This is a genomic window from Geodermatophilus sabuli, assembly GCF_900215145.1.
Lineage (GTDB): Bacteria > Actinomycetota > Actinomycetes > Mycobacteriales > Geodermatophilaceae > Geodermatophilus > Geodermatophilus sabuli.
This window is the reverse complement of sequence record NZ_OBDO01000006.1, coordinates 95,391-106,557: the sequence shown is the minus strand read 5'-3', so window position 1 is coordinate 106,557 and position 11,167 is coordinate 95,391. Positions and strand designations below refer to the sequence as shown.

Below are 11,167 nucleotides of genomic sequence, written 5' to 3'. Positions count from 1 at the left end.
AGAAGAATCGCTCGATCGGGGGCCGGCGTCCTCGGAGTGCCCCGACCGTAGGGCCGGCTCGTCTGCGCGGAGAACGATCGGCGCTAAGTTTTTCGTTGTGGCGAATTCCACACCGCCGATCGAGTCCCTCCACCGCGGGCTCGTCCTCCTCAGGGAGCTGCGCGACGGCCGGGTCCTCGGGGTCAAAGACGCGGCCGAGCTGCTTGGCGTGGCGCCCTCGACGGCGCACCGGCTGCTCACGGCGCTCTGCTTCGACGGCTTCGCGATCCAGGACCGCGACCGGCAGTACCGGCTGGGTCCCGAGCTGCGCCCCGAGCGGGTGCGCGGCATGGACGTCGACGAGTTCCGCACGCTGGTGCACCCGGTGATCGACCGGCTGAGCAAGACGGTGGGCGAGACCGTCCACGTCTGGGTCCGGCAGGGCCCGCTGCTGCGCTGGGTCGACGGTGTCGAGGGCACCGCGCCGGCCCATGTGCCCTCCGACCGGTGGGACCGTGTGCCTGCGTACGCATCCGCAGCCGGCAAGGCCCTGCTGTCGGAGCTCAACGGCAAGCAGCTCGAGAAGGTGTTCGCTGGCGGTCTGCCACCGGCCCGCGCCTCGCACATCACCAACCTGGCCTCGCTCAAGCGGCACCTGCAGGCCGTACGCACCCGCGGATACGCGATCAGCATCGAGGAGTCGGCCCAGGGCGTGGACGGCGTCGCGGTCTGCTCGAAGGACTCGCTCGGGCGCCCGATCTTCGCGATCTCGCTCGCGATCCCGAGCTCGCGCTTCGAGCGCGGGCGGGTCCCGGACTACGTCGAGGCCCTGCGCTACGCCGTGGAGCAGACCGAGGAAGCGCTGGGCGCACGCACGGCCTGACTCCCCCACGCCAGGTCGGGCCGGGTTCCGACCTGCCGGAATTCCCGAGAAGGGAATCGTCGACGTCGCCCGTGGTGTGACTCAGCGCGCCGTGAATAGCGTTCCGCCACCTGAAGGGCAGTGGAGGCGACCGCCACCGGGCGGGCCTGCTGCCGCAGATCGACGAAGCGATCAGTGCGAGGGGCGACATGACGATCCAGGAACAACGGCCGGCAGCAATGGCCGCACGCATCGACCGATGGACCGATCTGGTCCGCCCGGATCGGGTGCACCGGACGCTATACACCGAGACACAGGTCTTTGCCGAGGAGATGGTGAAGGTCTTCGGTGGCGAGTCGTGGGTCTACCTCGCCCACGAGTCCCAGCTACCCCAACCGAACGCCTTCGTCTCGGTGCGGATGGGCCTGCGCCCGGTACTGGTCACCCGGGACCGGCACGGCGGACTGCACGCGATCTTCAACCGTTGCGCGCACCGCGCGGCAACGGTCTGCCGTGAGGAGTCCGGCACGGCGAAGAGCTTCCAGTGCCCGTACCACGGCTGGACGTTCAAGAACAACGGCGAGCTCGTCGGCGTCCCCTGGCCCCAGGGCTACGGCGAGATGGACAGAGCCGAGTTCGGACTGACCCGAGTGACCCGGGTCGAGAGCTACCGCGGCTTCGTCTTCGGGACGATGAACGCCGACGCCCCGTCGGTCGAAGAGTGGCTCGGCCACGCCCGGCCCTGGCTGGACCACTGGCTCGACAGGGCTCCCGAGGGCGAGGTGCTTCTCGGCTCCGCCGCCTACCGGATGGGCTTCCGCGGCAACTGGAAACTGGCCTACGACAACGCCGGCGACGGATACCACCCGTCCTTCTCGCACCGCTCCCTGCTGGAGATGGCCTCGCGGATGGGTGAGTCGAAGGACATGTCGTACTTCGGCCGCACCCCGGACGACGGCCCGATGGTGTCGTACTCCCTCGGCAACGGGCACAGCGTGATCGACCAGCGCCCAGCCCACGGCGACGAGCCGGGCAGCTTCTGGCGCAATCAGCGGCCGCAACCGGGGCGCGAGTTCTTCGAGGAGAGCATCCGCGCGGAGCACGGCGACGACGCCGACCGGCTGCTCGACCTGGCCATCGGCGCGCAGATCAACCTCAGCATCTTCCCGAACCTGCTGATCATCGGGAACCAGATCCAGGTCATCGAGCCGCTGGCCGTCGACCGCACCCAGCTGACTTGGCACGCGACGAGGATCGGCGGCGTCCCCGACGAGGTGAGCATCCTGCGGATGCGCACTCAGGAGGACTTCCCGGCGTTCGGCGAGCCGGACGACCAGGCCAACTTCGAGGAGGCCCAGCGCGGCCTCGCCGCGCCCGAGGCGGAGTGGATCCTCATGAACCGCGGTCTCGATGTCACCGAGTGGCAGTCCCTCGTCGACGGCGTGATCGTCACGGCCGTCACCGACGAGCTGCACATGCGCAGCTACTACGACGAGTGGCTGCGCCGGATGCGGGAGGAGGTCCGATGAGGCTCTCCGCACTCCCCCCGCAGTTCCGGGACACGTCGGCGCACTCCTTCCACGCCGACGCGGACTGGTACGACGAGCTCGACTCCTTCCGCGCGCTGCTCGCCGACGACTGGCCGGCCGCGCCGGTCGAGGAGTGGCACCTGGCGCAGTCCTTCCTCTCCCGTGAGGCTCGGCTGGTCGACGAGGGCCGGTTCAACGACTGGCTCGACCTGTTCGCCGGCGACTGCCTGTACTGGGTCCCCGTGACCGCCGGCGGCGGCGACCCGCGCCGCGAGGTGAGCCACGCCTTCGACGACCACCGGCGGCTCACCGACCGCGTCTACTGGCTGCGCACCGGCCTGGCGTACAGCCAGATCCCGGCGTCGCGCACTCGGCATGCGATCACCAACGTCGAGACCGTCGTCGACCCGGAGGGCCGCCGCCTCGTGCGGTCGACGTTCGTCGTGCACGAGTTCCGCGCCGGCGTCGCCAAGACGTACGCCGGCTGGTACGGACACGTGCTCCTGCCGCACGGCGACGACTGGCTGATCCGGCTCAAGATGGTGAACCTGCTCGACTCCGAGCAGTACCACGAGAACCTGACTCTGGTGTTCTGACGTGGAGACCGCCGACATCGCGCGCCTCGAGCGCGAGCTCGTCCTGTTGCGCTCGCGGGTGCAGCGGCTCGAGCGTGACCTCTGCTCCGTCCAGCCGCTGGTCCGGACCGCGCGCCGGCTCGCCCCGTGGGACTTCACGCCGTACCAGGTGCGACCCGACGGCGACTGGGTCGCCGTCGATCGACGTCGGATGGAGGAGCTCCTCGCGGCGCTCGCCGGGATCGACCACTGGGCGCCCTGGCGCACCCCCATCGAACCGAGGCCCCAGCCATGAGCATCGCCGTCCTCAGCCACGTCCGGGAGCCGTCGGTCACCGTCCTGCGCGACAGGGCGGCGGCCGTCGGACGGGAGCTGACCGTCTACGCCGCCTACCGCGGCGACTTCCCCGACCCCGGGGAGCACGAGGCCTGGGTGGTGCTCGGCGGCCCACAGAGCGTCGATGCGGACCGCGCGGCTCTCCAGCCCGAGATCGACGTCCTCACCGCTGCGATCGAGCACGACGTGCCGATGCTCGCGATCTGCCTCGGCGCCCAGCTGCTCGCGGTCGCCACCGGCGGGCGAGCGTTCGCCGGCCTCCATGGCCTGGAGAGTGGCCTGGTCGAGGTCTGTTCCACCACCGCGCAGCCGCCGTCGGGCCGGTACTACTCGTTCCACTCGGACTCCATGGAGCCGCCGCCGGGCGCCGAGCTCCTGGCGAAGAGCGACCGGTACCTCCAGGCCTGGCGCCACCGCACCGCGCTGGCCGTCCAGTTCCACCCCGAGCTCGACGCCGCCGGCTTCGCGGCCCTCCTCGATGGCGAGGAGGAGAAACTCCGGCGCTTCGGGGTCGACGTGCCGGCGCTGCGGGAGGAGGCCGCGATCCCGCAGTGCTTGCCGACCGCGGGCGAACGCCTCATCGACACCTGGCTGGCCGGACTCCCGGCCCGCCGCTGACCCCATCACTCGACCTACACAGGGAGACTCCCATGTCCGCGAAGTTCATCGAGAAGCACGGCCTCTACACGGCCGACCAGGCCACTGCGGCGGAGCAGTCGCTGAAGATCATCGAGCGTGAGGGCATCGAGATCGTCCGGCTCGTCTGGCCCGACCAGCACGGTCTCCTGCGCGGCAAGGCGTTGACTGCCGACGCGTACCGGGCCGCCCTGGCCGCCGGCAACGACATCACCATGGCGCCCTTCTTCTTCGACCCCGCGAACGCGATCGTGTTCAACCCGTTCACGCCCGACGGCGGCTTCACCGTCGACGGCCTGGCCGGCAGCCCGAACGTGAAGATGGTGCCCGACCCGGGCACCCTCACCGTGCTGCCCTGGCTGGACAAGACGGCGCTGGTCTTCTGCGACCTCTACCTGGCCGACGGGAGGCCGTTCCCGCTCGCACCGCGCTCGATCCTCAAGCAGATCCTGGCCGAGATGGCCGACGCCGGGATGCGGCTGATCACGGGCGTAGAGATGGAGTGGTACCTCACCAAGGTGCTCGAGGAGAGCCTGTCAGGAGTCTCCCTGGGCGCCCCGGGCACGCCCGCCGACCCGCCGTCGGTCGCACCGGTGGCGCGGGGCTACAGCTACCTGCTGGTGGAGCACCTCGACGAGATCGACCCGATCCTGGCGCCGATCCGCGATGCCCTCCTGGCGATGGGTCTCCCGCTGCGCTCGTTCGACGACGAGTGGGCGCCGAGCCAGGTCGAGACCACGTTCGACGTCCTGGAGGGCCTCGCCGCGGCCGACTCGGCTGCGCTGTTCCGGACGACGGTCAAGCAGGTCGCCAAGCGGCACGGCCACCACGCGTCCTTCATGTGCACTCCCGCGATCGCCGGCTTCTACGCCAACGGCTGGCACCTGCACACCTCGATCGTGGACGCCGAAGGCCGCAACCTGATGGTCCCCGACGATGGCGAGTCCCTCTCCGAGCTCGGCCGCCACTACGTCGGAGGCACGCTCGCCCACGGTGTCGCCGCCTCGGTGTTCACGACGCCGACGGTCAATGGCTACCGCCGGCGTCGGCCCTACTCGCTCGCCCCCGACCGGCTCACCTGGGGCCAGGACAACCGCGCGGCGATGATGCGTGTCATCAGCGCACCGGGTGACACCGCCTCGCACGTCGAGAACAGGGTCGGCGACTCGGCGGCCAATCCGTACCTCTACGTCGCGGCGCAGGCCGCCGCCGGTCTCGACGGCATCGTCAACCGGATCGACCCGGGCCCGATCAGCGACGACCCGTACGCCGCGGACGTCCCCCAGCTGCCGACGACGCTCGCCGAGGCGGTGGACGCGCTGGAGGGGGATGCCTTCTACCGGAAGGCGTTCGGTGACGCCTTCGTCGACTACCTGGTGACGATGAAGCGCAGCGAGGTCGACCGGCATCGCGCCTGGGTCGAGGCCAACCCCGACGAGACGACCTACGTCAACGGTGTCACCGACTGGGAGCACCGCGAGTACTTCGACCTGTTCTGACCGGGCGCCACGAGACAGGAGCTGCCATGCCCACCATCGAGTTCACCTGCCCAGACGGCAGCCGTCGCACCGTCGAGGCGCGCGCGGGCGCGTCGGTGATGGAGACCGCCGTAAAGCTCGGCGTGCCCGGGATCGTCGGCGAATGCGGCGGCGGTTTGTCCTGCGCGACCTGCCATGTGTTCGTCGACGTCGACCAGATCGACGTGACCGGCCGGGCGACCGACTTCGAGGAGGAGATGCTCGAGGACGCGATGACCCCGCCGACCGAGCTCAGCCGGCTGTCGTGCCAGATCGCCATGAGCGACGCGCTCGACGGCCTCCGCGTGACGATCGCCAAGGAGCAGCAGTGACCGGCTGCGTCGCCGTGGTGGGTGCGGGCCAGGCCGGCCTGCAGCTCGCCACCACCCTCCGAACCCTGGGGTACGACGGCCGCATCGTGCTGGTCGGCGCCGAGCCGGGACTCCCCTACCAGCGGCCGCCGCTGTCCAAGGGATTCCTGGCCGGGACGGTCCCGCACGAGGAGCTCGAGCTGCGTGACCCGTCGCTTCTCGCCGAGCAGCGGATCGAGCTGCACGCCGGTCGCCGGGTGGTCGGTGCCGTCCTGGACCGGGCGGGCGGCCTGCTCCGACTCGACGACGGCAGCGAGCTCGCCTTCGATCGTCTCGGTCTCGCGACCGGGGCGACCGCGCGCCGGCTGCCGGTTCCCGGCGCGGACCTCCCCGGCATGCTCACCCTCCGCAGCGTGGCGGACGCCGAGCAGCTCCGCGCGGGCCTGGCGGATGCCGCTGACATCATCGTGGTCGGCGGAGGCTTCGTCGGGCTCGAGGTGGCCGCGACGGCGCGTGCCCAGGGACGCCGGGTGACCGTCGTCGAGGCAGCCGACCGGCTGCTCGCCCGGGTCGTCGCGGCGCCGTTCTCCGCACACGTCAGGACCTGGCACGAGGCCCGGGGCACCACGGTCCTCACCGGCGCCGCGGTCGCCGGGCTGACCGGCACCGACCGGGTCACCGGCGTCACCCTCGGCGATGGCCGCACCCTGCCCGCAGACCTCGTCGTCGCCGGCGTCGGGGCCTCGCCGGTCACGAGCCTGGCGGAGGAGCTCGGCCTCGACGTCGAGCGCGGCATCGTCACTGACGTGGCCGGCCGCACGAGCCACCCGCGCGTCGTCGCCGTCGGCGACTGCACGGTCCAACCGCATCCCCACGCCCCTGACCGGCTGCTCGGCATCGAGTCGGTCAACAACGCCGTCGAGCAGGCCACCGCAGCGGCCGCTGTCCTGCTGGGCCACGAGCCGGCCCCGCGCGGGGTGCCGTGGTTCTGGTCCAACCAAGGGGACCTCAGACTGCAGCTCGTCGGGATCTCCGACGGGTACGACGAGCTCGTCGTCCGACGCGGCGGCAGCGCGGGGGAAGGGCGCCTGACCGTCCTCTACTACCGTTGGGGCCGACTCATCGCGGCCGATGTGGCGGGCAACCCTCGCGACTTCACCGCGATTCGGAGCGCCCTGGCCGAGGGACGCACCCTCGATCCGATCCTGGCACAGGACACCGATGTGCCGTTGCGCACGCTGCTCACCGAAGCGCGTGGGCTGCCCGCTGATGCTGCTGCGAGGGCCTGAGAACGCGTCTCACAACTGGGTTCAGCGGGCCAGGCGGCGGGACATGGTGATGATCATCGCGACGTAGACCATCGCCTCGGCGTGTTCGGGCAGGGTCTCGTAGTCGCGCACGCAGCGGCGGTGCTTGCTGATCCAGGCCAGCGTTCGCTCCACCACCCAGCGGCGCGGAATGACCCGGAAGCCGGCCAGATCATCGGTGCGCTCGACGATCGTGACGGTGAAGGCCAGCACGGCCTTGGCCCAGTCGACCAGTCGTCCGGTGTAGCCGCCGTCGGCCCAGACCAGGGCGACGGTGGAGAACATCGCCCGCAACGCGGCCAGCAGTCGGACCGCGCCGTCGCGATCCTGGATCCCGGCGATGGTGACCACCACGGCCAGCAGCAGCCCGGAGGTGTCCACGGCCAGATGGCGTTTGCGGCCGTTGACCCGCTTGCCGGCGTCGTAGCCGCGCGAGCGCGCCGGCACGGTGTCCGCGCCCCGCACCGAGGCGGAGTCGATGACCGCCGGAACGGGCCAGGGGCCGTTCCGGATCTTCCCGGATACGGCCCCTGACCTGCGTTTTCGCTGTCTGGCTGACAGGATTTGAACCTGCGACCCCTTGACCCCCAGTCACATCCGAGGGGTTTCCTGCGGTTCGCCAAAGTCCTATCAGCGCAGGTCAGTGGCCCGGGATGTCCGTCGGCGTCCGGTCCTGTTCGCCGCCGTTCGGAACGCGTTGCTGTACCCGTTGCTGTAACTCTCCCCCGCGCTCGGGCGTGTAACGCCAATGCCAAGTCGTGTGCTGAGAACGCGCCGAACAGAGCGGCAGTCCCGGGAGATTGACGGGCTGATGCCGTCACCATCCCGCCAGGCGCGCCCGGCGACTCTCTCGCCTGATGACGCTGAGCGAATCCTGGATGACGCCTGTAGCGCCGCTGGCTTCCTCCAGTCTTCCTCCGGTTGGTCCGCGCGGAATACTGGACGCCCTCGCCTCCGGCGGATTCACACCCAAGCCTGCAACTTGATGCCGGGATGCTTGGTCGTTGTCGAGCCGCGATGAATGTGCAGGTGAAGCGGCCAGCGTGGCGTTGTCCATGCATGGCTGAAGGGGGCCGCCTTCGAGAGTATTGGATGCGTAGAAGATGCATGACCTCGGGAGCGAGTCGTCGCCACGCATGCCGACACGGCCGCCGGCTCCCGGCGGTGGCCGCCCTGTTCGACCGATCGACACCTGGGGCGCGAGGCCGACGAGGCAGCCTCGGCGCGCGAACGAGAGGAGTCACGGTGACCCACTACTACGAGGACTTCCGGCCTGGTCAGGTGTTCCTGAGTCAGGCGCGCACCATCACCGAGGCGGACGTCGTCAGCTTCGCCGGCTGGAGCTGGGACACCAATCCCGTGCACACCGACGCGGAAGCCGCCCGGCACGGACGCTTCGGTGAACGCATCGCGCACGGCGTTCTCGGGCTGTCCGTCGCGCTGGGGCTGGCATCGCGGCTCGGGGTGTTCGAGTCCTGCTCGATCGCGCTGCTGGGCATCGACGGATGGCGGTTCCGGCGGCCCCTGATGCTCGGGGACACGGTGCGCTGCCGCGTGGAGATTCTGGACACCAGGCTGACCAGCAAGGGGGATGCGGGCATCCTGCGGCGGCGCTTCACCCTCCTCAACCAGCGCGACGAGGACGTCCAGGAGGGAGAGCTCCCCTTGCTGGTGAGCCTCCGTCCCGGCGGCCGACCCTAGGCGCCGCATGGCCCTTCCACGCGTCGAGCCGGCTGTGCGCCCTTGCCGCGCCGCCGTCCTCGCTCTCGCCCGCCCCCGGCGTGGATGCCCTCCGGGTGAGCGGCTCACCGAGAATCGGTCCGCGCTACAGGTTGAGCACGAGTCGAGGTGAGCGCGACCGGGATACGCAGACCATCATCGTGGTGCTCGTGGCTCGTTCGTCATCCGTCAGAACGGAGTCGCGGTGGTCTGGCGTTCCGTCGACCACGGAAACCTCGCACGTCCCACAGGTACCTTCGCCGCAGGAGGACAGGATGTCCACGCCAGCATCCTCGACCACCTCGAGTATCGACCGGTCAGCGGGCACGGGCAGAACAGCGCCGGTTTGGGCCAACTCGATCTCGAAGGACTCTCCGGGGTCTGTGGCTCCGGCCTTGGGAGCGAACCGTTCCAGACGCAGGGACCCGCGGGGCCATCGCGCGCACTGCTGCTCCACGGCGGACAGAAGTCCTTCGGGACCACAGCAGTACACAGCGGTGTCGGCAGCGGTCTCGCCGGGCTCGGCCAAGATCGTAGCCAGGTCGAGCAGGCCTGCTTCGTCCTGCGGGTACACCGTCACGCGCCCGGGGTAGCTCTGTTCGAGTTGCTCACAGAAGGCCATCGATGCCCTGGTGCGGCCGCCGTAGACGAGTTGCCAGTCCGCCCCCGCGGCGTCGACGGCGGCGATCATCGGAAGGATCGGCGTGACGCCGATGCCGCCGGCGATGAACACATACCGCTTCGCGAGATCCAGTGGGAAGAGGTTGCGAGGGCCCCGTGCACGCACCGTGTCACCCGCGGCGAGGACGTCGTGCACATACGCCGACCCCCCGCGACCTGCCGGCTCTCGAAGTACGGCGACCTGCAGTACTGACCGGTCGTCCGGATCCCCACACAACGAGTACTGACGGGTGAGTTCGTCGGTGAGCACGAGGTCCACGTGCGCGCCGGGCTCCCATTCGGGCAGGTCGAGGCCGTCGACCCTGCGCAGAGTCAGGCGGATGACTCCCAGAGCAACCGTCTCCTTCTTCTCCAGCACCAGATCGAGATCGTGTTCGTTGTGGCTCACGGTCCGCATCGATTCCTCTTTCTTTCTGGCCTCAGACCGGCGGCGGACGCCAGTTCGGATGAGTCGAGCAAAGGCGGAAACGCCGAGAGCCCCCTACGCGGCCGGAGGTTCGGCTGGTGATTGCGTGGCTTCACGCAGACGGTCGTGCTCGCGCCAAATGTGGCTGTCAGCTCACAGCGCGGTCGGAGTGGCTGCCCGGGCGAGCTGTCAATGTGGCCAGCGCTGAGGCAAGCGTGTCGCGGCGGTGGTCGTTCATCACACGGATGGTCAGCACTCGGTCCTGCGCCGCGAGCGCATCGACGAGATCCTCGTGCTGGGTGACTATCTCTTCGCGATCGGCCGTGGCGACATGAACCATTCGAAACGGCTCGGCGAGATTCCAGTACCGCTCGGCCTCCGAGACGAAGACCTTCTTCGGCGACAGGCGGAAGACCGCGAAGTGGAACTCGCGGTTGAGTTCACTCGCGGAGCTCAGGTCCGAGGTCGCCGCGGACAGCCGCGCGTTGAGCTCCCGGAGGTGGTCGACCTCCTCGGGCGACGGCCACCGAGCAGTCCTGATGAGCTCCGTCTCCAGATACTCGAGGAGGGCGACGATCTGCCGGAACTCGTCGATGCTCAGCTCGGCCACGAAGTAGCCCTGGTTGAGTCGGTGCGTGAGCAGACCCTCGCTGGCCAAGACCCGGAGCGCCTCACGCAACGGGACACGGCTGACTCCGAGCACGGCGGCCATCTCGTCCTGCCGGATCTGATCGCCGGGCTTGAGCTCACCCTGGACGACCAGCTGACGCAGCGCGCGGAGCGCGGTCCCGACCGCACCCCGAGCCTGCCCACCGCCAGCCGTCCCGGGTGTCCGCCCCGCCACTTCACCGTCCGTTCGTCCTGGCACCCGGCGCGTGGCCCGGGTGGCGACCAGATGGTAGTTCGTCCGGCCGGCGGCTCTGCCCGGACGTGGCGTGTTCACCACGATAGTCAGCGCACCTTTCCCGGGTCGAGGCCGAAGATCTCCAGCGTCGATTCGCCCGCCCGGATGCGGCTGATCATTCAGCAAGGCGCCGCCGCACTCCGGGCGGCGATCGAGACCGCGAGCAACCTCGCCGATCACCTCCTCGACGCCTGCGTCATGGGCACCGCGCACGACAGGCGCCCGGGCGCTGTCCAGCGAACGGTCCGCGAGGCGGCGGTCATCATCTCCGCCTCGCCGCCGTCCCGATGGCTGGACCGCATCGATCGGGTGACCGAGGCCCTCAACGTGTCTCCAGGCACCGTCCACACGGCTGTGCTCAACGCCAGACCCGTCTCCGGACTACCGTTGGTAAGCAGCCGGCTC

General features: G+C 69.9%; 12 protein-coding genes. 9 read left to right on the top strand and 3 right to left on the bottom strand.

Annotated elements, in window-relative coordinates:
• The first annotated feature begins 97 nt into the window (after positions 1–97).
• The 8 genes from CRP39_RS14750 to CRP39_RS14715 all read left to right on the top strand — a co-directional run bounded on the left by CRP39_RS14750 (position 98) and on the right by CRP39_RS14715 (position 7,034).
• On the top strand, positions 98–862 hold the full coding sequence (locus CRP39_RS14750) for an IclR family transcriptional regulator (protein ID WP_172442451.1): 765 nt from the start codon (positions 98–100) through the stop codon (positions 860–862).
• Between the two features lie 311 nt (positions 863–1,173).
• The gene (locus CRP39_RS14745) at positions 1,174–2,370 is read left to right on the top strand and encodes an aromatic ring-hydroxylating oxygenase subunit alpha (protein ID WP_216359745.1); all 1,197 of its coding nucleotides are present in this window, start codon (positions 1,174–1,176) and stop codon (positions 2,368–2,370) included.
• Positions 2,367–2,966, top strand: a complete 600-nt coding sequence (locus tag CRP39_RS14740) for an aromatic-ring-hydroxylating dioxygenase subunit beta (RefSeq protein ID WP_097207139.1) — start codon at positions 2,367–2,369, stop codon at positions 2,964–2,966. Before CRP39_RS14745 ends, CRP39_RS14740 begins: the two co-directional genes overlap by 4 nt.
• Position 2,967: 1 nt before the next feature.
• Positions 2,968–3,240 (top strand): hypothetical protein, encoded by a 273-nt coding sequence (locus CRP39_RS14735; protein WP_097207138.1) that lies wholly within the window; start codon positions 2,968–2,970, stop codon positions 3,238–3,240.
• A complete protein-coding gene (locus CRP39_RS14730; RefSeq protein ID WP_097207137.1) occupies positions 3,237–3,899 on the top strand; it encodes a type 1 glutamine amidotransferase in 663 nt (220 codons plus the stop codon). The genes CRP39_RS14735 and CRP39_RS14730 overlap by 4 nt, the downstream gene beginning before the upstream one ends.
• Positions 3,900–3,931: 32 nt before the next feature.
• Positions 3,932–5,416: a glutamine synthetase family protein gene (locus CRP39_RS14725; RefSeq protein WP_097207136.1), complete on the top strand. Its 1,485-nt coding sequence runs from the start codon at positions 3,932–3,934 to the stop codon at positions 5,414–5,416.
• Between the two features lie 26 nt (positions 5,417–5,442).
• Positions 5,443–5,766, top strand: a complete 324-nt coding sequence (locus tag CRP39_RS14720) for a 2Fe-2S iron-sulfur cluster-binding protein (RefSeq protein ID WP_097207135.1) — start codon at positions 5,443–5,445, stop codon at positions 5,764–5,766.
• On the top strand, positions 5,763–7,034 hold the full coding sequence (locus CRP39_RS14715) for an NAD(P)/FAD-dependent oxidoreductase (protein ID WP_097207134.1): 1,272 nt from the start codon (positions 5,763–5,765) through the stop codon (positions 7,032–7,034). The genes CRP39_RS14720 and CRP39_RS14715 overlap by 4 nt, the downstream gene beginning before the upstream one ends.
• Before the next feature lie 21 nt (positions 7,035–7,055).
• On the opposite strand, the gene CRP39_RS14710 is transcribed toward CRP39_RS14715, so the two are convergent.
• Entirely contained in the window at positions 7,056–7,532 is a 477-nt protein-coding gene (locus tag CRP39_RS14710) for an IS5 family transposase (RefSeq protein WP_281253779.1), read from the bottom strand.
• Between the two features lie 765 nt (positions 7,533–8,297).
• On the opposite strand from CRP39_RS14710, the gene CRP39_RS14705 reads away from it, so the two are divergent.
• Positions 8,298–8,753, top strand: coding sequence for a MaoC/PaaZ C-terminal domain-containing protein (locus CRP39_RS14705; RefSeq protein WP_097207133.1), 456 nt, complete (start codon positions 8,298–8,300; stop codon positions 8,751–8,753).
• A gap of 124 nt (positions 8,754–8,877) precedes the next feature.
• On the opposite strand, the gene CRP39_RS14700 is transcribed toward CRP39_RS14705, so the two are convergent.
• Complete coding sequence (locus tag CRP39_RS14700; protein ID WP_446423267.1) at positions 8,878–9,840, bottom strand: PDR/VanB family oxidoreductase; 963 nt, start codon at positions 9,838–9,840, stop codon at positions 8,878–8,880.
• 166 nt (positions 9,841–10,006) lie between these two features.
• Positions 10,007–10,942: a GntR family transcriptional regulator gene (locus CRP39_RS14695; RefSeq protein ID WP_172442450.1), complete on the bottom strand. Its 936-nt coding sequence runs from the start codon at positions 10,940–10,942 to the stop codon at positions 10,007–10,009.
• Positions 10,943–11,167: the final 225 nt, after the last annotated feature.